General features: G+C 49.1%; 19 protein-coding genes. 5 read left to right on the top strand and 14 right to left on the bottom strand.

Annotation, left to right across the window (positions count from 1 at the left end; genetic code table 11):
* Positions 1 to 428: 428 nt before the first annotated feature.
* The 3 genes from D9597_RS20910 (at position 429) to D9597_RS20900 (ending at position 2319) form a co-directional block, all read left to right on the top strand.
* Entirely contained in the window at positions 429 to 1352 is a 924-nt protein-coding gene (locus tag D9597_RS20910; protein WP_130224420.1) for an omptin family outer membrane protease, read from the top strand.
* A gap of 230 nt (positions 1353 to 1582) precedes the next feature.
* Positions 1583 to 1849: a DUF1778 domain-containing protein gene (locus D9597_RS20905; protein ID WP_130209503.1), complete on the top strand. Its 267-nt coding sequence runs from the start codon at positions 1583 to 1585 to the stop codon at positions 1847 to 1849.
* On the top strand, positions 1837 to 2319 hold the full coding sequence (locus D9597_RS20900) for a GNAT family N-acetyltransferase (protein WP_130209501.1): 483 nt from the start codon (positions 1837 to 1839) through the stop codon (positions 2317 to 2319). The genes D9597_RS20905 and D9597_RS20900 overlap by 13 nt, the downstream gene beginning before the upstream one ends.
* Before the next feature lie 511 nt (positions 2320 to 2830).
* Here D9597_RS20900 and D9597_RS20895 read toward each other — a convergent pair.
* Positions 2831 to 3331, bottom strand: a complete 501-nt coding sequence (locus D9597_RS20895) for a DUF6622 family protein (RefSeq protein WP_130224418.1) — start codon at positions 3329 to 3331, stop codon at positions 2831 to 2833.
* Between the two features lie 56 nt (positions 3332 to 3387).
* A complete protein-coding gene (locus D9597_RS20890; RefSeq protein WP_130224607.1) occupies positions 3388 to 3891 on the bottom strand; it encodes a 2TM domain-containing protein in 504 nt (167 codons plus the stop codon).
* 923 nt (positions 3892 to 4814) lie between these two features.
* On the opposite strand from D9597_RS20890, the gene hipB reads away from it, so the two are divergent.
* Positions 4815 to 5081 carry a type II toxin-antitoxin system antitoxin HipB gene (hipB, locus tag D9597_RS20885; protein ID WP_130224416.1) on the top strand — a complete coding sequence of 89 codons (267 nt, stop codon included), beginning with the start codon at positions 4815 to 4817 and terminating at the stop codon, positions 5079 to 5081.
* On the top strand, positions 5081 to 6412 hold the full coding sequence (gene hipA, locus D9597_RS20880; protein ID WP_130224414.1) for a type II toxin-antitoxin system serine/threonine protein kinase toxin HipA: 1332 nt from the start codon (positions 5081 to 5083) through the stop codon (positions 6410 to 6412). The genes hipB and hipA overlap by 1 nt, the downstream gene beginning before the upstream one ends.
* Before the next feature lie 19 nt (positions 6413 to 6431).
* On the opposite strand, the gene tssE is transcribed toward hipA, so the two are convergent.
* The 12 genes from tssE to D9597_RS20820 all read right to left on the bottom strand — a co-directional run.
* Positions 6432 to 6866 carry a type VI secretion system baseplate subunit TssE gene (tssE, locus tag D9597_RS20875; protein ID WP_130224412.1) on the bottom strand — a complete coding sequence of 145 codons (435 nt, stop codon included), beginning with the start codon at positions 6864 to 6866 and terminating at the stop codon, positions 6432 to 6434.
* Positions 6867 to 7052: 186 nt separating this feature from the next.
* Positions 7053 to 7340: a DUF6201 family protein gene (locus D9597_RS23420; protein WP_240780451.1), complete on the bottom strand. Its 288-nt coding sequence runs from the start codon at positions 7338 to 7340 to the stop codon at positions 7053 to 7055.
* A 405-nt stretch (positions 7341 to 7745) separates the two neighbouring features.
* A complete protein-coding gene (locus D9597_RS20865) occupies positions 7746 to 8552 on the bottom strand; it encodes a hypothetical protein (protein WP_130224410.1) in 807 nt (268 codons plus the stop codon).
* A 10-nt stretch (positions 8553 to 8562) separates the two neighbouring features.
* Complete coding sequence (gene vgrG / locus D9597_RS20860) at positions 8563 to 10974, bottom strand: type VI secretion system Vgr family protein (protein ID WP_130224408.1); 2412 nt, start codon at positions 10972 to 10974, stop codon at positions 8563 to 8565.
* Positions 10975 to 10978: 4 nt separating this feature from the next.
* Complete coding sequence (tssJ, locus tag D9597_RS20855) at positions 10979 to 11503, bottom strand: type VI secretion system lipoprotein TssJ (RefSeq protein WP_130224406.1); 525 nt, start codon at positions 11501 to 11503, stop codon at positions 10979 to 10981.
* A 35-nt stretch (positions 11504 to 11538) separates the two neighbouring features.
* A complete protein-coding gene (gene tssG / locus D9597_RS20850) occupies positions 11539 to 12621 on the bottom strand; it encodes a type VI secretion system baseplate subunit TssG (RefSeq protein ID WP_130224404.1) in 1083 nt (360 codons plus the stop codon).
* A complete protein-coding gene (tssF, locus tag D9597_RS20845) occupies positions 12585 to 14354 on the bottom strand; it encodes a type VI secretion system baseplate subunit TssF (RefSeq protein WP_130224402.1) in 1770 nt (589 codons plus the stop codon). The genes tssG and tssF overlap by 37 nt, the downstream gene beginning before the upstream one ends.
* A 33-nt stretch (positions 14355 to 14387) precedes the next feature.
* Positions 14388 to 15380 carry a hypothetical protein gene (locus tag D9597_RS23415; RefSeq protein ID WP_240780450.1) on the bottom strand — a complete coding sequence of 331 codons (993 nt, stop codon included), beginning with the start codon at positions 15378 to 15380 and terminating at the stop codon, positions 14388 to 14390.
* A 352-nt stretch (positions 15381 to 15732) separates the two neighbouring features.
* Complete coding sequence (locus tag D9597_RS20835; protein ID WP_130224400.1) at positions 15733 to 16917, bottom strand: tetratricopeptide repeat protein; 1185 nt, start codon at positions 16915 to 16917, stop codon at positions 15733 to 15735.
* A gap of 338 nt (positions 16918 to 17255) precedes the next feature.
* Positions 17256 to 17561, bottom strand: coding sequence for a hypothetical protein (locus D9597_RS20830; protein WP_130224398.1), 306 nt, complete (start codon positions 17559 to 17561; stop codon positions 17256 to 17258).
* Positions 17562 to 17563: 2 nt separating this feature from the next.
* A complete protein-coding gene (locus D9597_RS20825; RefSeq protein ID WP_130224396.1) occupies positions 17564 to 20935 on the bottom strand; it encodes an ImcF-related family protein in 3372 nt (1123 codons plus the stop codon).
* Positions 20928 to 22031 (bottom strand): hypothetical protein (locus tag D9597_RS20820; RefSeq protein ID WP_130224394.1); only part of this gene is annotated, 1104 nt, incomplete at its 5' end. The genes D9597_RS20825 and D9597_RS20820, both read right to left, overlap by 8 nt.

The raw sequence follows: 22031 nt of genomic DNA, 5'->3' as shown, positions 1-22031 counted from the left end.
ATAAAATTCCATTATTAGTGCATTGGTTGGTGTGAATGCTATTATTATTTATCTTTGTGCTATGACTATATTTATGTATATCAGTGACTTAACTTTCTTTGGTGTCGCGTTTTATATTGAATTATGTTGTTTGGGTTTTTATTTTTATTAGGGGGTTTACCTTAATTTGTTTTGATGCCAATGAGCGTTCTATTTTAAAAGGTGGAATAACCACGTAATTCTGCATAATTTGATTGATTGCAGTCGCGGGATGTATGGCATTATGGGCCGTAAAAATATCATAGTCCAATCAGGTTAAATATATCCATAAATGGCAGCATTTCCATCATTTAGTTAGCGATAATTGTTACTGCGCTATAACTGAAAAATTTATCGGTGTGCTGATGTCAGTCAGAAGGCATATCCACCAGGTTATAAGGATAAGAGCGATGTTTAAAAGAGTATTACTTACCGGGGCCGGTTTGCTTGCATTGGCACCATCTACATACGCAGCCCAGAGTATCAACTTTTCTCCTGATAGTGTGTCAGTTGAAACATCCCTTTCGGTATTAAACGGCGAGTCTCGCGAGTTTGTTTATGATGAAGGGGCTAAAGCAAGCCAGCTTAACTGGAAAATTAACAATGCGCCGATTATTAAAGCTGGCATTACCTGGGAGCCATTATCATGGTTGTCGCTGAATGCAAATGGGTGGACGACGCTGGCATCTCGCGGTTCAGGCATGGATGATTATGACTGGTCTTATCCGTCACAAAGTCACTGGAGTGACTGGTCAGGCAGCCCTGATACGCATCTGAATTTTGCCAACCAGTTTGATCTGAACGTTACTGGCTGGTTGCTGAAAGAAAATATCTTTAAGCTCGGTGCTTTGGTGGGGTATCAGGAAACTCGTTTTAGTTGGCTGGCTGAGGGCGGGCATTATTCCTATGATAATGGCGCGGAGGTGGGCGATTTCCCGCGCGGTGAACGTACCATTGGTTACCAGCAGAAATACCGGGTGCCTTACTTAGGGCTGACGGGGAAATATGTTTACCAGGATTTTGATATCACTGCACAGTTTAAATTCAGTCCGTGGGTAGAAGCTCGCGACCACGATGAGCATTACATGCGTGACCTGAGTTTTAACGAAAGTGCCAGTAATTCAAACTATTACTCAGGAACTATCAACGCGGGATATAACATTACTTCCCAGGCTCGTGTCTTCACTGAATTGAGCTGGACGCGTTTCTCTGAAGGCAGGGGGGACTCAACTGTGCATGATAAAGTCACCGGTGATTCTGAACATTACAATGATGCTGCAGGTATTCAAAACTATAACTACGCCATTGGTGCAGGGATTGAGTACCGCTTCTGATGGTTAAATGCGTCTTCAGGGGGCAGTAAACGCCCCCGAGTTTAAATAAAAATTACGTAGTTACAACATCCTGATAATTTCCCCATCCGTTGCAGCAGCCGTCTTGCCAACATTAAGTACCTTTAGTCAGTAACACTCTGGTGAAAAATTCAGTTATCCAGTATGTATAGCAATTGCTACACAGCAATAATCTGCTATGCTGTATAGCAAATGCTATACGGAGTGTTACCATGAAATCAGATGTCCAACTCAACCTTCGCGCCAGAGAATCCCAGCGGGCGCTGATAGATACGGCAGCAGAAATTCTGCATAAGTCGCGCACGGATTTTATCCTCGAAATGGCTTGCCAGGCCGCAGAGAATGTCATTCTTGAACGCAGGGTATTTAATCTGAACGAGGAGCAGTATGCCGAGTTTATCGATATGATCGATGCACCGGTAGAATCTAACCCAGCATTAGAAAAACTTCTGGCAAGGAAACCACAGTGGGATTTGTAACTCAGCCTGAACCTTTATCGAGTTCTCATCAACTTGCGGAATTTGTTAGCGGTGAGGCTGTTCTGGATGAATGGTTAAAACACCGGGGATTAAAGAATCAGGCGCTTGGGGCTGCGCGGACGTTTGTTATCTGCAAGCAAGAGACAAAACGTGTAGTTGGTTATTACTCACTTGCAACCGGTAGTGTGAATCATGTCGAAGCAACGGGAAATATTCGCCGTAATATGCCTGACCCCATACCGGTGATTATCCTGGCTCGTCTGGCGGTCGATCTTTCGTTCCACGGTAAAGGACTGGGCGCCGATCTGCTTCATGATGCGGTATTGCGATGCTACAGAGTCGCTGAAAATATCGGCGTTCGCGCCATTATGGTTCATGCGCTTACTGACACTGCCCGACGCTTTTACCTGCATCATGGTTTTAAAGCATCACAAACGCAGGAGAGAACGTTGTTTCTCCGACTGCCGTAATAATGGGGGCAAGGGAGATTGAAATGTGCATACTGAGGGCTTACAGATGTGTTATTTAACATAATCTTTGTTATATGTACTTTAAAATCAATAAGTTACTTGTTTATACGATTTATTGTAGGCACTTAGGCATGGCTTGCGATAAATGTCACTCGGCCCAGTCGGTTAACAGAACAGCAATATAGAACATTAAGCGCGATAGATCAGTTATAGACGCGGACGGCGCTGTTGAGTGTCTGCTGTGAAGCAGACATTTAATTAAATAAATGACGGGTTAACGATATTGCTCGTTCTCCACGGTTTCCGGATTTTAAGCAAAGCTTTTTGTAAGTTATCAATTGTCACAGATCCAAGAGCAATCCTACAACGCTTATAGCGTTTATGCCTTGGGGTATACCCTAACTGTGCGACCATCGCTTACCACAAGCGAAAATTTCAGTTTCATCTGGCGTGAGCCAACAACAATGGATAGCGGGTCCGTTGGGTTTCGATCACAGGTAGTTACGGTTAATCATCTTCTGCTGTACCAAGGGATGAAAAGTCTCAGGGTTCCTCCCCAGAATACGCCATCAATAAGTCCTGTTACACCGCCAAATAACATACAAAAACTTGCGGATGACCGTAATCCCGGTTGCAGATAAATGGCTGAAGTAAGTATGAACTTCATGCAAAAAGTAATCACAATCAGCCCCAGGGTCAGCGGCGTCCCAGCCCTGATAATCATGCCCGGATTATCTGAATCTCTCAGCGGTGGCTGTAAGCGCCACAACCTGTATCCAAGAGCGGTGCCTGCGAGCAGTCCTGCTGCCATCATTGAAAGGCTTGCGCCAGCAAGTGCTGTCTCAGTGATAACACCATATGCCCCCCAGACAAGAAAAAGCACTGGGAGAAAAAACAACCGCCTGATTGTCATCTCCCGGACATAAAGAGCAGCAAAGCCGCGTCGCAGTAAAAAAGCCAGCAGGATCCATACCCAGACAGGTGTATCTCTTAAAAAGATTGCAATATTCATAAGTTGTCCCAGTTACGAAAGTTAATCTTTTTCAGTACAGGTGAATCGGCAAACCATTACTTTTCAGTGGTATTGTTATTCGATATTTTATTTCCTGACCGAAGAATTTTCTGCAACCTGCGTTGTTGCCATAAGGCGATTTTCCCTCGCATGATAAACACGCGTATTCCCCTGAGTATGACAAGTCCTCCCCATATAACAGCTACCACGACGGACCAGTAACTTTCCGGGGTAAATAGATAGTTAATTATCATTAATGCTGTGCATACCAGAACAGCAGTAACCAGAATCCGATAAAACCGGGTTTCCTGTGCTACCTGAATTTTGGCTTCGCTGATGCGTTCATCAAGAGCCTGGCTGGCAACGTAAGTCTCTTCCGAGAGATCAGAAACATTTATATCAAAGGCTGAAGCGATCGCACTGAGTGTTTCCAGACTCGGCTTCTGGCCTTTTTCAGTTCGCTGCACAGTCCTTACAGAAAGAGAGGCGACTTCAGCCAGTTGTTCCTGCGACCATGCCTTTCTCAGACGATATGTTTTCACCTTTTCAGCGACAGTCATCATTGTTCCCGTTCTCTGCAATGTCTGTGACAATAATACTTGCACATCAGTCCGGCACCGTATACGACACCACCATGACAGCAAGGCGACACGCCAGTGTCATAAGGTCGGCCCCCTGCACATTCAGTTGGGTCTGGAGCTGGGTGACAGCCGCAGCTTCCCGATCTTTCCGTCGACTTCCAGCATCAGCGGAACGTCTGAATTTATGCTGAATATAGAGAAACTGAAGTAAAAGAGGTGCAGGATTATCCCTTACTGGTGATGCCGCAGTAATGATGATTATCTCGTCATATCCGGATTCCGGTCACAAGGTTATGCTCCGTTTTTGTGGATAACCAGGTGTCCGTCAGCATGGCTCAACATATCATTCACCCGGCATAGTGGATTACCTACATACGGCTCACGAGTCCTGTGACCAGTGTCTGTCATGATGATGGATGCAGGGCTACCTGCGGCAAACTCTGATTCAGCCATGAAGCACACTATACCGGGTGCGCACTTTCACTGGATCCACTGCACAGGGTACAGTTTTCACTTCAGTATCATCGCGTTATCAGAGCCGATCATCATTCACGATACACTGTACCAGGTAAAGTTTCCTAACCGTGCCGTCACGCTATCAGGTATGGTGGCAATGACGTGATCCACTATACCGGGTACTGATCACATTCTTGGCTAAAATACACACAAAACACACAGGAAAGTCAGAAGAAAATGGACTGCATCGGGGTAATGGGGCTGACGCCACCCGGTGTAGTGGAGATGCACTCTACCTGTATGGTCGTTTTTATCCGCGATCGCGGCTATCGCAGTGTTTATCCCGTAAAGCGGATAAAATGCGTTTGCAGATTGACTTTATCCTCACTAAAGGATAAAACTGAAAATATCCCCTAAAGCGGATAAACTTCTTGTGGACGTATGGCATGATGAGCTTTCCGATGATCTATAGCCCAACGCAATTAGCAAATGCAATGAAACTGGTTCGTCAGCAAAATGGCTGGACGCAGAGCGAGCTGGCGAAAAAAATCGGTATAAAACAGGCGACCATTTCCAATTTCGAAAACAACCCTGACAACACCACGCTAACAACATTTTTTAAGATATTACAGTCGCTTAAGCTATCAATGACGCTATGCGACACGAAAAATGCCTCGCCAGAATCAACTGATCAGCAAGATCTGGAGTGGTAATGCCTAAACTTGTCACGTGGATGAACAACCAGCGGGTAGGCGAGTTGACGAAGCTGGCCAACGGTGCCCATACCTTTAAGTATGCACCGGAGTGGTTAGCCAACCGTTATACCCGGCCATTGTCGCTTTCGCTGCCATTGCAGAGGGGGAATATCACCTCTGATGCCGTATTTAACTTCTTCGATAACCTGTTACCCGATAGCCCGATTGTACGCGACCGGATCGTTAAACGTTATCATGCTAAATCCAGACAACCGTTTGATTTATTGTCAGAAATCGGGCGAGACAGCGTTGGCGCTGTAACGTTATTACCAGAAGACGAAACCGTAACGCGCCCGATAATGGCATGGGAAAAGCTTACTGACGCCAGACTTGAAGAAGTGTTAACGGCTTATAAAGCAGATATCCCGCTAGGCATGATTAGGGAGGAAGATGACTTTCGCATCTCGGTTGCTGGCGCGCAGGAGAAGACCGCGCTGCTCAGAATGGGCAATGACTGGTGCATTCCGAAAGGAATAACGCCGACGACGCATATCATTAAATTGCCGATTGGTGAAATCAGGCAGCCCAACGCGACGCTCGATCTCAGTCAGAGTGTTGATAATGAATATTACTGTCTGCTGCTGGCGAAAGAACTCGGGTTGAATGTTCCCGACGCAGAAATCATTAAAGCGGGAAAGGTGCGCGCGTTAGCGGTCGAACGCTTTGACAGGCGCTGGAATACTGAACGAACGGTTTTACTTCGCTTGCCGCAGGAGGATATGTGTCAGACATTCGGTTTACCTTCATCGGTGAAATATGAATCTGACGGAGGCCCAGGCATCGCGCGGATCATGGCTTTTTTGATGGGTTCCAGCGAGGCGCTTCGCGATCGTTATGATTTTATGAAATTCCAGGTATTCCAGTGGTTGATTGGCGCGACGGACGGCCATGCGAAAAATTTCTCAGTGTTTATCCAGGCCGGTGGCAGTTATCGACTCACGCCATTTTATGACATCATTTCAGCTTTTCCGGTATTGGGTGGCCCGGGAATACATATCAGCGATCTCAAACTGGCAATGGGGCTTAACGCATCCAAAGGCAGAAAAACGGCAATCGATAAAATTTATCCGCGACATTTTTTGGCGACAGCAAAGGCACTGAAATTTCCGGAAGTGCAGATGCATGAAATCCTTAGTGACTTTGCCAGAATGATTCCCGCAGCACTGGATAAGGTGAAGACTTCATTACCGGCAGATTTTCCGGAGAACGTGTTGACGGCAATTGAAACCAATGTGTTGAGGTTGCACGGTCGGTTAAGCCGAGAATATGGAAATGAGGGTATGAATTGATTAGATAAATTGATGTTTTTTACAGATGTCGCTGCTGTTTCAAGTGCCTGATCATCACCTTTCCCTCTGGCATAAACTCGGTCCCATACCGTACAAGTCCGATACCTCTCAGTTCCGCATCGATGGTGTAATGCAGCTCCCCGGGCACTTGCTGTTCGAGTAAAGTTACATTAAGGGACTGCAAACGTGGTTCATACTTGAGCAGGACACCGGCCAGCGTATCGATTAGCTCGTGGGCTGTTCCGGGCATGCCTTGCAGAAATTTGGTCATATCCGGCAAACCATAATCTTGGAGATGGGATATAGCCCCGGTCCGGGCGTTCAAAATACTCTGGATGTTATCCAGCACGGATAAAATGACCAGGTCTTCTTCGTTTACAACTTCAAGAGGAAACTCCCCTGTAAAGTTGCCAGTGAGAATTTCATATAACGATGCGGATTTTCTATTGGGCATTTTGACCTCAGGCCCCTTGCTGAAATAATTGACTTCTATTTTTAATTAATGCTGAACAGTCATGTATTATCGTCTATCATTTCAATGCCTGCTGGTTTTGTCACTTAGTGAATTCGTATGAATCATAGCCTTTAGGTCCTGGGTAACCTGGGTAAAGTAAAGAATGGGTATCACCGTACAGGAATTCTATACCGTCATATGCTCCCATATTGGAAGTGCCATAATACGGAGACGGTTTAAAAACCATCTCGCCAGATGCATTGTAAATAATAAAAAATAATCCTCGTCCTTTAAATATTTATAAAGCCACATGGGGGAGGTTATCCTTACATGGTAAACAATTACTTTATATTTATTGTCAGGGCTATTGATCTCATATATTTTTGAATGTGAAGAAGGAATGATCGTTGATGGTAGAATGAACCAAGCAACTACTAATACGACGATAAAAAATCCCTTCGGAATTCGCTTCATGATAAAATAACCACCTTACACTTGGTAAGGGTTTTGGCCATAAAATGCCTGAAACTACTTCGTGCTTAAGGAAAGAAATATTTTTTTATTATTATAACGAATAGATAACTTATTATAAAACAACCACCCATAAGACAGACCCTTAGTGGATGCACAGAAAACCACTCATAAAATAGATAGAGCATTGCAAGTGCAGCGATAGTTAAATTTATTCTTAACGGTGTAAACAAAGTGAGCAGTAATATTGGGGGCACAATAACCAAAAAGAAAAAAGATATGAATATCATTCCGACAGTTCGATGAGAAGAAACGGTGAATACCTGCTCGTACATCCATGATGCTAATGAATAACCGCCTACCATAACTACAATGGCGGACATAAATGTAAGGACCATTATAATTATTTTATTTTTTCCAGATGCCATATTTCTCTAACTCCTCTTTAGTTATACTTTCTCCGAGTGATTTTGCATTGACATCATGTGATGTCTCTTCTACATCTACCGCAGGATAGGTTTTTCCAGACGGGGTAATCTTATACGAGAATTTTTTACTTGCATATAACGCACCCCTAAGAACAAAGAAATTATCATATTCATTCGTTGAATCTGATTTTTGCATGAGGGCATCTAATGGATTACCTGTGGCCCATGTCATACCCGTTTCTACGGTTGCTTTTATTGTATGGTATGTGCGGTAAGTGCCTACAGCAAAGGGAATTTGCCCTATTGCATCAGACCAATAAGGTATTTTATCAATAAGCGATAAAAGGAACTTCCCCCCTCCATCAGGAACATTCTTCCAGTCCCCGCTACCACCTGTCCTATAAGATAGTAGTGCTCTGTCTACTAATGCAAAGTCGGCAATGTCCTCCCATGAATATACTTTATATGCGTCCAGGGTATAATCGGCGTTATTAACAAAAAGTAACTCGCGATAGTTATCTGCTAAGGGCTCAAACCATTGATATGGAAATTTGTCATAAAGCTCTTGAGCTGTAATAATCGCAAAGTTATCTTCTTCAGTGCCACGCAAGATAAATAACACATCAGCATTTTTTCTAGTAATGATGAGAATGTTAGGTACTTTGACTTCATGAGGTGTATTATCTTTTTCTGGGGTTGTATTCCCCTTTATGCCCAACTCAGTCTTTCCATCCTTTGTGACAATGAGATAGCTCTTTCCATCTATTTCAACATTTAGTTTTTTCATGGTCTTTTACTCAACTTACAAATATCCAATATTCATGTTCACTGTCACTTTTATCTATATAACCATCTGTTCCGGAGCCAGAAAGTAATTCCTCCCCATCTGATGTTTCAACACGATAATTGACATTTGAAGAGAAGTTCAACTTTCTGTCGTAGTACTGAGAGATCATTGCCATCTGCTTCAATGACTCGATTGGTTGATCGGTTGCACCAGCAGCCATCGTCCGCTTCACTTTGCGCGTATACGACGCTGTCGTACCATACTCGACCTTCCCGGCCTCAAGCTTCAGATAACTGCCACCACCAATCAGCGTGATACGTTTTTTTCCGGCAAAGGAGATGTCACTCGCTGAGCTCAGCGTCAGCTTCTTCTCAGCAAACAACCGCATGTTAGCGTTTTGTGCCTGGACATCGACTGGCCCTTCTCCGGATTTCAGGCTCAGTTGGCCGGTGCGGGCAAATAGCCCCAGCTTCTCCCCGGTCAAAGCGGTCGCATTGCCCATCACTCCAGCACTGAAGTCTTCTCCGGCGTTAAGCGCCAGATTCCGGCCAGCGGCCAGCTGCATATCTTCACCGCTGGTCAGGGCCATGCCTTCCGGCGCCGAGAAAAGCACCGCTTCATTGAGCGGTTTCAGCCGCTGCTCAAACATCTGTATCTGGCTGTCGACATCCCCCTTCAGCGCCTGCGCTTTTTCTGCGGCCATTTCCAGTTGTTGCAGTTGCTGATTAAGCCTGTCGATTTCCTTCAGCGCGGCATCCATGTCCAGGGCATCACCCTGGGCTTTCGCCTGGGCATCCGCAGCGACAAAGAGTCCCTTTCCTGCTCTCAGGACTCCCCACTCATCGGTGCGCAGCTCTGTGCCTTTACCGCGAAGTTGTCCCTTGCTGTCCACCAGGTGCCCGCTGTTGAGCTGCGTCTTGCCGTATTCCGTGGCGAGTTTGATGTGCTCCTCACCGCGCTTGTCTTCCATCCGTAATTTTGAGTTGGCAGGCGTCCGGAGGATGTTCCGGGAGTGATTGTTCCGGTTCACAAGATCGGGATGTCCGGAGTCGTGCAATGCACAGGCGATGTACGGCAGATCAATATCGCCATTGCTGTACGCAATCGCCACTTCAGTGCCATCGGTGAGCGGCGTATGCCAGCCCAGCGTTTCACCGGCATAAGGTTTCGCCATTCTCAGCCACAGGTAACCGTAACCGGGTTCTGTCCCCTCCCGGTCGAAGTCCAGCTTCACCCGATAGCGCCCCTGCTCGTCCAGATGTGCGCAGGTATCATTTTTTTCGCGGCTTTCGATCCGGGCCGGAAGCGTACCCGCGATGACCGGACGCGTGATTTCTGCCGGACGGAAGCAGTAACGTTCGGTGTAAGGCAGGCCCCAGACCGACACATGCAGACGGGAATCACGGGCGCCCCGGAAGGTCACCAGCGTGAGGATCACACCCTCTTGCAGGGCCGTAATGACATCGCCCTGCGGCTCCAGTACCTGCCCGGGTGTGAGGTGTGCAGCATTGCTGAACAGGTGAATACGGGCCGACCTGTTGAGCTCCCGCTCGTGGTGAAGTCGGGCGTAGAACGCGCCAGATTCGGTTTCCGGCTCCGGGCTGGCGTCATCCCCCGCTTCACGATAAACCGATGCATAGCGGTAATGCTCCCCGGTGGTGACCGCATCATTACGCACGCTGACCGTCGCATCCATCGGCATGGAAGCAGCCCGGTAGTTGTAATCACGCGTGGTGACCGTGCCGGTGGCTACGTTATGCCAGGTCCGCACATCCCAGACCGATTCTGCCGCACCGTCGAACAGGGCTGATGGCTCGCTGTAGGGTAGTCGCACGTCAAACTGATAGTTCAGTTGGCTGTCGGCCAGTATGTAGGTATCCAGGCCACGCACGTCGTCCATTTCCGTACGCCAGTAAATACCCACCTCGGACAGAATGCGCTGAATGAACTGCAAATCCGTTTCCTGCCACTGAGTGATAATTTCACGCGGCGGGTAGGTGCGCTCCAGTCTGAATTCAAAATCGGGACCTTCCAGACCGTGTTTACGCAGCACCTGCTCAACCACCTCAGGAACGGACTGGTTCTGATAGACCGCGCACTGTCGGGTATATCCCAGGAGCGCCAGGCGCGAACTGAGCGTAAGCCGGTAGTGAGACTGGTCCTTTGAGGTGGAAAGCCATTCCAGGCGGGTTACCATGCCGTGGACACTTTTACCGCTCCGCATCCGGAAAGAGGCATATTTCATCAGCACCTGTTCCGGGGGGATATTCGCCTGAAGCGCGGTGAACTCGATGTCCCAGCTGAAGGGTTCGCTCAGTGCTTCCCTGCCGTAAAAGCGCAGAACACCCGGCTTCACTGAGCTGTCAAAAATATCCAGAAAATATCGGGTCTGTCCGTCAAAAAGCGCTAACCAGTTATCCATCACGTCACTCCTTCACCGGCATGAGGCTGAGCCAGCCATCACCCAGTTCAATCGTGCGGGGGGTGTCCGGGTCCAGATCGTCACGGGTCAGCACCAGGCGCCAGCGGTTGTCCTTCTGATCCGGGCGGTTAAATAATCCCACCACCGCCACGAACTGAGCGTCTTCATCCATGGGCATATTGAGTGTCATGCTGCCTTTTGGCATCACCAGCAGCTCTTTAGACGCCAGTACGTCGTCTTTAAGTACCGTATCGGCATTGCGCAGCAGTGTCTGGTAATCGGCGGCATCAACCGCTTTACGATCCCTGAGCTGATAAACTCTCACCATCGTTGCCAGCGGTGTCTGTGCGCCATCAGCGTTAATGGCCGTACGCGGGGTAAAATCCAGATGCAGCGTTTTGATTTTCTTGTAGAAGATGGATTTCGTGATGCTGACCGTACCGTCCGTGACAGCCTGAGTCAGACCGCAGCCAGCGAGCAGGCTACAGGCAATAAGCGTCAGCGCCCACCAACGGGTTACTGTTGCCATTCAAAAGTTCCTTTATTGAGAGTGGGAGTACGTGATTATTCGAAGCGGTAATGCCCGTCTTCAGCGGACGGTAGCGCAGAACATTGCAACCCTTCATAGCAGCCCAGACTGACGGTCAGACTCCCCCGACTATTGCTGAGCTTGCCTGCTTTCAGGCCCAGCGAGCCGGTGCGGCCCAGCTGGATACGTCTGCCTTTGCCAAGGCGTGGCTCAGGCAACAATCGTACGGGTACGGTGAGGCGCAGTCGGGCGTCACTGCGGTAGCCGAGATAAACGCGCAGCAGGACCAGTAAATCGGTATGGAGAAAACCACCAGGTAACCACCCTTCGGCTTCCTCCGGATCTTCTGTCTCCAGCGTCACCAGTACCCGACTGCATGCTTCCTTTGCCGTTTTACCCAGCGTGGCTCGCTGAGAAAGACAGATGCGGTTCCCGGTACCCAACCCGCTACGGTTATCGATATGGACCTTAACCGGATCGGGCTCGGTGATAATTGCCCGGGTATTCGGTGCCAGCAGGCTCACCAGGGCCCGAATACCTTCTGCATTGCGGGTGGGTAATCGCATGGTACCCAGCAAGGCCAGAAAGCGTGAAACCGGCGTTGCCACCTGTTCAGCGGTGCCCGGTATACCAAGGCCGACCAGCCCCAGCAGACACTGAGATGTGGCATCGCGGCCACCTGCCTCGAAGGTGGCCGGCCAGGCGTATTTCCGCCAGATTCGATAATACTGGGTGGTGATGCGGTGGCTGAAAATATCCAGAAACGAGGTAACTGCCTCGTGTCCTTCGCGGCGCTGCGCAATGTCGTCCAGCCAGGACGTCGGCAGAGGAGAGTCCACGCCATACATCCCCAAAAATGTCGTACGGACCGTTGGGGGCAATGTCGGGTGGTCTTCGTCAGTCTCCACCGCTTTGAGGGTACTGACCGGGAAACCCATACCAGGCCAGGGCCTGAATCGGACCGGATCGTTGGCTGGATGGCTGGAGGCGCCCAGTTTCGGCGCGTCCGGATTTTCCTGCTCCAGCAGCTGGCAGAAACGATAAAAATTGGCCCGCCAGATATCTTTGCTCAGGGCCAGCGTCAGCCCGGTACGTACTGGCTGTGATTCTCGCGCCATCTCAGTCGTTTTCCTGTCGGTTGCAGCACCAGCGTGAGCTGGTTGAAGAGGTGAATATCAGCATAGCGCGCGAAGAACCGGTGCAGCATTTCGCCGAAGAGATTCACATCCCCCTCGCCTGCAAAATTATCCATGTTTAGCGTGACCTCTATGTCTACGCCCCGGAGCATAAAGCCCTTCTCAAAACGGCGGATCAGGGTGTGCTTCACGGCGACGATAGCTTCAAGCCGACGTCGGTTCATTTCATCATCGGTCCAGTCGTACAGCGCCAGCGTTCCCCGCAGGACCTCCGGATTGTCCATCATGCTGAGGAAGTTTGAGCCGAGGTGGCTCATCACCCGCCAGTGAAAACGGTCGTTTGCAGGGGGATACAGCGGTATCGTCGGTGCGGTGACGTTCAGTACCCTGACGGGCACTTTGCCGGTTTTTGCCACCCTGTCCAGGAGCGTACTTTCCAGCGCTGTGCGCGGAAGCTGCCCGTTGGTACCGGTTATTCGCATCGAAAGGGATTCTGGTTTATCGGACAGCTGCTCCAGCTCGAACGAACGCCCCCCGAGAATCAACCAGGTGTCATACAGGCCAGAGGGGCCGCGTTTCACGCGGGTGTGGTAATAACGTTCAGGGGCATCGTGGCGCATCATTCCTCCACGGTGCCGGAAGCTGGTGAACGGTACATAGGGGGGTTTGCCATTCTTTACCGCGCCATGAATATCATCGACGCTGTAAATCTCGGTGTGACCATCCTGAAGACGCAATGGCCTGAGCAGGTATTCGTTATCCAGCGGGTTAAGCGTCAGCGGATCGGCTTCCAGAGTGAAGAGGTTGATGACCGGTGCACAGTGCAGCCGGAAGTTTTCCGTTTCAAAAGGCAGATCGGATGACCAGGCTTCACTGAGCACGATGTCGATTTCAAACCAGGAGCTGGCTTCAGTGAGCCCGATGGTGTCGAGGCCACGTAGCTCAACAAACATAAATTTCGGTCGGAAGCTGAAATACTCCAGCAGCAGCTGGTAACCACTGAAGGCAGTATCGGCTTTCTTCCACAGGCCGTCATTGTCGTCAAAGCCCATGGGTTTGCACCAGCCATCAAACTGATGACGTTCGGTGTATGTCCCTGAATGGCTGGCGTACATGGCGTGAACGCGACGGGTCAATGCCAGGTGGAGTGCTGAACTGATCGGACTCTCTGCGTTGAGGAATATGGCGACTTTGTCGATCCCGGCTTTGCTCCAGTCCACTTTTTCAGGGCATTCGAAGCGCAAACGAATAGCAGAGCGGCCATCAGTTTCAGTATGAAGGCGGGCATCCGCAAGATGCAGTGGTTGCAGAGGAACATCACGAGTCGTCCGGTACTGGCAGGCGGTTTTATGCGGCCCGACAGGGCGTGATTGTACGGAGAAACCTTCGGCAAGAAGTTCAGCCTGACGAAGGCCACGCCAGTCAGGAGAGAATTCGACGATAGCCAGCGACGGGATGGTCCGCATATAGTGTGGCCACAGCAGACTCACCAGCCCTTCGGTCAGTTCCGGCAGGTCATCATCCAGCTTCTGACGCAAACGGCCCATCAGGAAGGCAAAACCTTCAAACAGGCGCTCTACATAAGGATCGCGGGCGCCGGGTTTATCCAGATTAAGCATCGCTGCCCGATCCGGATGGGCACGGGCGAACTCTTTACCCGCCTCACGCAGATAGCGCATCTCTGCTTCGTAATAACGAAGGGTTAAATCATCCATACAATTTTAAATCCTGATTTATTGAATTACTATTTAATTAGGTTCTTTTGTTATGTATATTTCTGATTTGAAATCATCTTGATAAGAATATGCATAAACAGAGAGAATCAGATCTTCTCCGTCATATTTTATATAGAATGGATCCAGAATGCCTTCTACGGGGATGATTCGTTTTGTTGTTTTTTGGTTAATGTTAGTTTTCCAGATACAACCTAATGCACCGCTATTGTCAAAATAAAATGTATTGTTGTCATCTCCCCATACATATTTCCGGGTATATCCAAAAATATCATCAGTGATTGAATTATCAGCCTTGTCCGCAAAAACATTCAATCCCTGGTCCGGACGGTTGGCTGGAAATACGTACATGCCTTCATCCGGGTCTTTGACGTAACCGTCACTTGAAGCAAGTCTCCATTTACTATCAGGTGATAGTAATGAAGCATTACACTCTGAAGCCCCACAATAACCCATCCATAATTTGGTTTCCTGGTTCAGTGCTTCTGCCTGCCCGGAGGAAATGTCTGAAATACCTTTACCTCCATCCGGACTTATAAACAAATAATGATATTCTTTATGTGAATCATTCCTGACAGAAAAGTACGCTAAAGAGTTTCCCTGAGCATCTCTGGCACGAGATATTATATCTACATTACCATCATACTGTTGAATGATGCGGGGGCTTATATCATCCACAAGCTCTACGAGAAGTGTAATGTTTTTACCTTGATACTGTCCACTAACAGAAATATAAATGTACAAATCACCTTTAATTTCCTGATATGTCAGTACTGACGACACATACATTTTTTCAAGATTAATTCCTCCGTCAAAACTATCAGATGAAAATATTTTTTTTACAAGCCATGGCGAGTCGGTTATTGTAAATCCAGACCTTGTCTTAATTGGACCATCCAGCATTTCATCCAGTTTGTCTCCTTCACGGTTGAAAATATCATTGACATTCTGGAGATTGTTGCTTGCTGCTAAACTTCGATTGCGTATTAAATAGCTATTGGTAATCACCGTTAGAGATTTAATTAATCACTCTCTATCCAATAGATGAAACAGCTTTTCCCTCGATAGTCCTGGGTGGATCTCTATCACAATTTAATACATGCTCATCAGAAGATGTTTCCTGAGGCGCTGCTGGCAATTTATTAATGGCGACAATATGCATGCAATCTACTGTTGATGATACGTTAGGTTAATTTTCCGAAGCACTGGATGAAAAAGTGGTTGTTAAAAACAACAACTTGCAAGCACATATTAAACAGTGTGTAAATCGACTGGTATAGTTTTAAATCATAGATTCCACCTGGTTTTTAAAAGCATAACGTTTAGCATATGAAACGTTATGCTAAAAGAACATTAATATTTAATTTATTTTGCTGCTTACTCTTATTATCGCATTGTCGTAAACAGGGTTTTGTTTTTCATTTTTGGCTGCATTGTAGTAATTCAGGGCATCATGATACTGACCTTCCTTTTCGTATATTTTTCCTATATTATAATTTGCACCAGCCCGGATTGTTGCTGCATTTTTACCAGAGGCCAGTGTAATAGCTTTGCGGTTTGCCCATATAGCTTCAGCAGTACGACCAACCTTCTGATATACCAACCCGAGATTGCCATATGCCTTGCCATTTTCTGAATAGTTATTGACTGACTCTGTGAAAAAAGAAATTGCCTCTTCATATTGCTTCCGACGGTATGATTCTTCACCCTTAAGATTCAGCGCATTTGAAATATTAATTTGCTCAGCCCCCCAGTTTTGATGAGGCAACGTTGCGTTGCTATTTAAAAGTGGTGTTAAAACATAATCGATATCATCGGCATCGGCGGAAATACCTTTTATATTGTTCACATCTTCGATGGCACCATTTTCATTAACTTTAAAAACAGTCCATAAATTCCCCGACTGGTTTTTAGGAACATAATATGTCCGAACTAAAGATTCCCCAACATAAACAAACACTTTCGCTTCGCTGTTGGAGAGATACTTGGCATCTGGATCAAACTTATTACTAAAGTCGTGAACAGCATAAATATAGGGTTTCCCATTCTCTCGTCTGGTTAACGTAATAGTCTCAGGTCCATAGCTATGTATATCATCAACGTCAAGATTTCCATTGTCGCCCAACTTATTGGCGAAGAAAATATGATTTCCCGGATATACCATATGTGAATCAAGATCAAAAGGTGAACGTCCCCACCCCAAAACCACGCGCATACTATCAAGCCCTTTCATTGTCGGGCTTAATGCATAACTCATCCCACTACATGGACATTTCGCCACCAGGGTTGAATATCCATTTTTCTTGATAATTATCAGACTGTCATTTGTGTCGGTTGTGTTATTGCCAATCTGGGCATTTCCGGAGTCATCACTTAAAGAAGAAATGGATTGCTCGCCGTTTCGTTGAATAACCACCTGCGCACCTGATATTTTTTTGTCCTTAACGACAGCGCTTAAGATCTCTACAGATTTACTTTCAGCACAACCAACAAAACTGAATGAGATTGATAAGGCCAGTAAACTTAATTTAATTACACCCTTCATGTTTATCCTTAAATAACTTCTATATTTTAATACAATTAACCGACACATCTTATTTCAGGATGATTTGTCGATATCCTCATGAAGTTGATGATGGCTTCCAGAGAATCGTCGTCCTTGCCATTGACGATTTTCGGTGGTTTCCATTTCAGCAACACACTTTTCTCTTCACCCTGAGTGGGTTTTCCCTTCCAGTAGCTTTGCCAGTGGCTTTTCGGATATGGGGATCGAAGACGCCAATGGGGTGCGGAGGATCTGTCCCCTGCGGTACTGACTCCGATACTCGCGGTGCCTGTCTGAGCGCCGAACCGACCCAGACACCTGCAAAAATTTGTACGGGTTTATCCGGAGGAATAAAACGTTGATGCTTTCCTACACGTTTGGGGGCTGGCCGGACGGGTTTCCCCTGACAGAGCATCGGTTTGACGGGGTTCACCCAGTATCCGAAAGATAATTTCATCGCAGTGCAGGCGTGTTTTTCCGGTGCGCTTGGCCGCAAGCCAACGTTTACACTGGCGAAACGTCATATACCGCCATGGGGCAAGTGAATCGGTTTCCCGCCACTTATCAACCTGACTGAATACACCTGAAGACCAGCCATCCACCTGTTTAGCAAAGGCCAGCGCAGGATGAATGCCTCTGTTCATATTTACTCAACGCCTTCAGTGCCAGCGGCAACGTTAAAAATGGACGCTGGCAGCGTAAATCCCTGTAGCTTTAGTAAGGCAAGCGGACCGTCGCCCAGCTCGCTGCGCATGATGAACTTCAGAGGATTGCCATCGGCGGTGATCCACACCAGTTGTGTACGGCTGGCATCGAGTGGAGTGATCAGGGCTTTGTCCAGCAGGCGAATGAAGCCCCAGTTACCCTGGTTACTGGCGAAGAGTTGCATACCGCTGTTTACACTACGCCAGATGAGCGACACACCAGGATAGTAAGTATTCCCCGGCCAGGTGAAGCTCTGCCAGCTTTCCATCTGATTGAAGTAATCCAGGTTCTGCTCATCGAGGGTAAGCTGCACTCTGGCAACATCCCGTGAAGGACGCGCCATCAGTTCGAAGTGAACACTCGCATCGCTCTGAGAGAACACGATATCTGACAGTTCCGCCAGCTGATTAATCGCCCGGAGAAAATCCGGACTAACAACCATCCCCTGACTTGCGGAAGGATCAACGACCCAGCGATTCCCTTCCTGGCGGAGGATCCCGCCGAGATTAGTTTTCAGGAAGGTAGTGATTCGACCTGAGTCGCTACGCAGGAACTGAGCCAGTAGCGGCAGGGAGGCATCGCTGCCAGTGGCTTTAAACGGGTACCGTCCCGCAAAGGCCTTATTCCACTGATCAACAATGGTTGTCTGCCAGCGGGCATTGAGGCTACCCGCAGCCGGGGCAACTACCTGCCGCCAGGCCAGATCAAGCGGTTGTACAAATAACGACTGGCCAAATCCATTCCACCCCTGCCCCAGACTCGCCGCAACCAGACTGCCGTAGTCGCGGGTATCGGTCAGATCGATGGCTTTGCCCTGGAATACTGTCTGGGCCAGCATCTGCGACATAGCCTGCGGATCCGGGGCGCTGGTGACTTGCTGAAGCTTCAGCCGCACCTGAGTTACGCGGGCCAGCCAGGACTGGAAACTGAGGTTATCGTTGGCACCGGTACCCTCTTTACCTTCCATAAGCCCCATCAGTGGTCCAAACACGCCATCAAGCGGACCTTTAGGGCCTTGTGCCTGTTCAATAAACTGTCTGGCATTTTTTTTCTGACCGATCAGCTTTTTCGCTGAATCCACTATCGAATCAGCCAGAGCCTCACCTTTCTGCCCCGTTTTCCCCTGGTAGTTCAGCGTGTTCATCAGTGCCACTAGCGGCGACTGGCGGACATCACCGATCAAACTGAGCTGGGCAATCGCCTCAGACAGTGACGTGGCTTCCTGCCACTGTATGCTGTTGACCATGTTGAGCCAGGCGTTACCAAAATCGGTGAAATAGCGTTCAGTCAGGCGGGCCTTCAGCGCCTCCGGGGAGATATCGCTCCCTGTCTGATGTGTCTTGTCCGACAGTACCCAGTCAATTTCATCGCGGCGGGTTTTCACGACCTCGTCAATCGCATCCTGTACCTGCTCTTCCCAGGCCTGACGCGTAAACATTCCCGGGACGACTTCGTCAGTGCTGAATACTGTTGAGGCATCGGTGTCACTGGTCATATCCGCAAGCGTTAAATCAGGCCAGTTGCTGGCCACGCGCTTAAGCATCTCCTGATATAACCCGGACTCAGCGTTCCGCTGGCCAATTTGCTTAAGCAGAATTTGACGGACTGTGCTGATTAATTCGGCATCAGGCTTAATTTTCCATTCCGGATGAGCCGGAAGGTTTTGCGCATAAAAACCCAGCAGTTTCGGTGCGATGTTCTGCCATGTGCCAGCCGGCACATTCTGGCGTTTCGGTAAGGCTTTCAGCGCGTTTTTTGCCAGCCAGCCGGCGTCCGCTTTGTCCGGACGCGCCAGCATCAGATAACTTTTGAGTATGTCATATGTATGCTGTGTGCCCTGCGTACGGGCATCACTGGCAGGAGGGAGTTGCACAAAGGCATTCAGCTGCTGCCTGAGACTGTCTGCTGTAGCATCCCTCATCAGCTGTGCGTTATTTTTCGCATACAGCGGCCAGAGTGCGGCCAGCGTGTCGCTGTCCTGATTAAGACCAAAACGGGTGTACCATGGCGCGCCGGTCGCTTCACGATGTTGCAGACGGGCAATGGCCTGCTGGAGTACGAGCTGATTGTGCAGACGTTCAGCCAGTGGTTTTGCAGTATCCGCTGCCTGTCTTGCCGTTTCCTGCGCCTGATAAATCTGAGCACGGTTAACGATCAGAGACAGCAGTGTAGCGGCCCCCCACAGGACAATCAGAGAAAGCAGAATTAACCGCAGCATCTTCAGCCAGTCGAAGCCCAGCTTCCTGCCGCTGACGGCATCACAGTCATCAATGACGGCTTTCCAGGTCAGTGTGTCGGGGCGTGTGTTTGGGACCGAACCGACAACGGCCACTTCAGGACTGAACATGACCCCTCGTAAACGAAAGGCCGCAGATCCCTGCATCAGCCCGCCGAGCAAAACATCCAGACTGGCTTTCAGCTCCTGCCGCAGTCGGAGGGATAACTGAAGCAGGCCGAAATCAGCCGGATTATTCAGTATCTGTGCCATACCTGCTTTTTGCAGATGCAGTGCCAGTGTAGAAAACCCTTCACCCGCGCCTTTCACGGTGCCGTCAGGCCCGAATATGACCCCTGTCGCAGCCGTTTCCGCGCCCTGCTGAGCATCGGTGGCGTTGTCAGTCAGCCACAGCCATACAGGCACCTGCCAGCCCAACTGATGGTCGGCTTTCTGACGGTAACGCAGGAGGGCATCCCGTTCGCCATCCGTCGGGAGTGCTGAAATACTCATCACCTGAATGATGCCATCAACCGGTTGCCCGGATCGCAGGCGCTTCAGTTTTGAAAGGAAGATCTCATCCGGGAGTGACTGCGTGTCACCGCCATAAATCAGCACATTGCCGTCGCCTTCCTGCCAGAGGTCATTACACAGGCCCGGGGCAGCTTTGTGGACGTCGTCCTGGTTGCCCATCACCAGAAGGAGTCGCACTTTATGCTTCCAGCGACGTCCATAGCGAAAGCGCAGGTGTTCGGATACAGCGTCTTCGCTGAAGACCGGTTCATCGTCGTCTTCTTCACCGGGAATGGTGTTCATTACCGGAGTGACGCTCTCCGCCTTTTTCCGTCCCCACTGGAAATACAATCCAGATTTACCGGCGAAGTCGAAAGCCTTCTCCGTCAGCCAGCCGAGTAAAAACAACGTGGCAACCAGTATGGCGCAGAATGTGAGTATGCGCTGACCGTCATACGGACCGAAGCCGGTGGCCGAGGCTACATTTTCCGGAAAGGCATAAAACAAAAATGCCACGATGGCTGTCAGGAAAAAGGCGACAGTTACAACGGAGCCGATGAGTGTTTTTACTTTTACCTTAGACATTCTTGGGCGATTCCTTGCGAACTTCTTCTTTGGTGATGACGGCGACCCAGATGTCGTCCTTGTCAGCGGTGGGTTGGGCGGCGATAACCTGCGGGCCATGTTGTTCAACGTCAGCATTGGCAAGCGTGATGGCAAGCCATGGAGCAGCATGGCCCGTGTATCCCAGCACTGGATCGATACTGAAGTTGTCCTCTGAAAGGCTAAATTCCACCCCGCTCAGCTCGCAGGCATTATTCCAGCCGCTTCCAGAGGTCAATGTTGGACCGGTGAGCCAGCTTCCTTTGAGTTCATTGGGCCGGGTCTTCGCCCAGAGCAGCGCCCGGGTGAGTGTCTTAGTGAGCGTTGTTTCTGCTCCCCTTTCGGGGCGATGGAGTCGGAGTGCATCCGGCCAGGCGTGGGCTTTGCGGTTGCTCAATACCACCATCGAGACGGCATCTGCGTCATCTTCCCGAGGAGATGACGGTAACGACAGCGTGATGGCAACCAGAATGCCCGGATTGTCCCATCGTTTGTCCAGCCAGGCATCGAATGCGCTCAGCCCTTTTCCGGACATCAGGCGAAAAATCCTGCCGGTCTTGAGTGATAGATCGGCTTTAAGCTGCTCTTCAATCAAGGGGTACAGATCGTTATCACAATCCAGCACCAGCCAGCATGGCAGCTCCGGCGGAAGCGGCTGAACGATCCCTTCTACACGCGTGGCCAGTTTAGTCACCGCCGCTGTCAGGGCCTTTGTTAAATCTGCCTGGTATTCTGTTAATGCCGCGTATCTGACCGGTTTGTCACATCCTCTTGGGCGGGAGAAATCGATAGCGGGTGCTGCGGCCTTCATTGCCTCAAGCAGGTCATCGGTTTTGTTTCCCGCCGGGGCCTGAATGTATGTACCGAGGATCCAGGCGCAGCGCTGACCGCGAAGAATTTCACTGTCGATAAGAGCTTCACGGTCGACATTACGCGACTCAGCTCCGACCTGCTCTGCTTTATAGGCAACCCTGCGTAAAACGAAAATAAGCCCCCATGTGCAAAATGGAAGGCCCAGAGTGGTGAACCAGAAGACAAATCCGGTTCGCTCTGATGTCCAGCACCACAGTGTAAGCGC

This window comes from Escherichia sp. E13S3 (assembly GCF_004212325.1).
Taxonomy (GTDB): domain Bacteria; phylum Pseudomonadota; class Gammaproteobacteria; order Enterobacterales; family Enterobacteriaceae; genus Escherichia.
Note: the sequence above shows the minus strand (reverse complement) of the source record. Positions and strands in the feature narration are given on the sequence as shown.

Coding starts and splice junctions, on each gene's coding strand:
- D9597_RS20910 (WP_130224420.1), top strand. CDS start 429: ATGTTTAAAAGAGTATTACTTACCGGGGCCGGTTTGCTTGCATTGGCA.
- D9597_RS20905 (WP_130209503.1), top strand. CDS start 1,583: ATGAAATCAGATGTCCAACTCAACCTTCGCGCCAGAGAATCCCAGCGG.
- D9597_RS20895 (WP_130224418.1), bottom strand. CDS start 3,331: ATGAATATTGCAATCTTTTTAAGAGATACACCTGTCTGGGTATGGATC.
- D9597_RS20890 (WP_130224607.1), bottom strand. CDS start 3,891: ATGACTGTCGCTGAAAAGGTGAAAACATATCGTCTGAGAAAGGCATGG.
- hipB (WP_130224416.1), top strand. CDS start 4,815: ATGATGAGCTTTCCGATGATCTATAGCCCAACGCAATTAGCAAATGCA.
- hipA (WP_130224414.1), top strand. CDS start 5,081: ATGCCTAAACTTGTCACGTGGATGAACAACCAGCGGGTAGGCGAGTTG.
- tssE (WP_130224412.1), bottom strand. CDS start 6,866: ATGCCCAATAGAAAATCCGCATCGTTATATGAAATTCTCACTGGCAAC.
- D9597_RS23420 (WP_240780451.1), bottom strand. CDS start 7,340: ATGAAGCGAATTCCGAAGGGATTTTTTATCGTCGTATTAGTAGTTGCT.
- D9597_RS20865 (WP_130224410.1), bottom strand. CDS start 8,552: ATGAAAAAACTAAATGTTGAAATAGATGGAAAGAGCTATCTCATTGTC.
- vgrG (WP_130224408.1), bottom strand. CDS start 10,974: ATGGATAACTGGTTAGCGCTTTTTGACGGACAGACCCGATATTTTCTG.
- tssJ (WP_130224406.1), bottom strand. CDS start 11,503: ATGGCAACAGTAACCCGTTGGTGGGCGCTGACGCTTATTGCCTGTAGC.
- tssG (WP_130224404.1), bottom strand. CDS start 12,621: ATGGCGCGAGAATCACAGCCAGTACGTACCGGGCTGACGCTGGCCCTG.
- tssF (WP_130224402.1), bottom strand. CDS start 14,354: ATGGATGATTTAACCCTTCGTTATTACGAAGCAGAGATGCGCTATCTG.
- D9597_RS20835 (WP_130224400.1), bottom strand. CDS start 16,917: ATGAAGGGTGTAATTAAATTAAGTTTACTGGCCTTATCAATCTCATTC.
- D9597_RS20830 (WP_130224398.1), bottom strand. CDS start 17,561: ATGAACAGAGGCATTCATCCTGCGCTGGCCTTTGCTAAACAGGTGGAT.
- D9597_RS20825 (WP_130224396.1), bottom strand. CDS start 20,935: ATGTCTAAGGTAAAAGTAAAAACACTCATCGGCTCCGTTGTAACTGTC.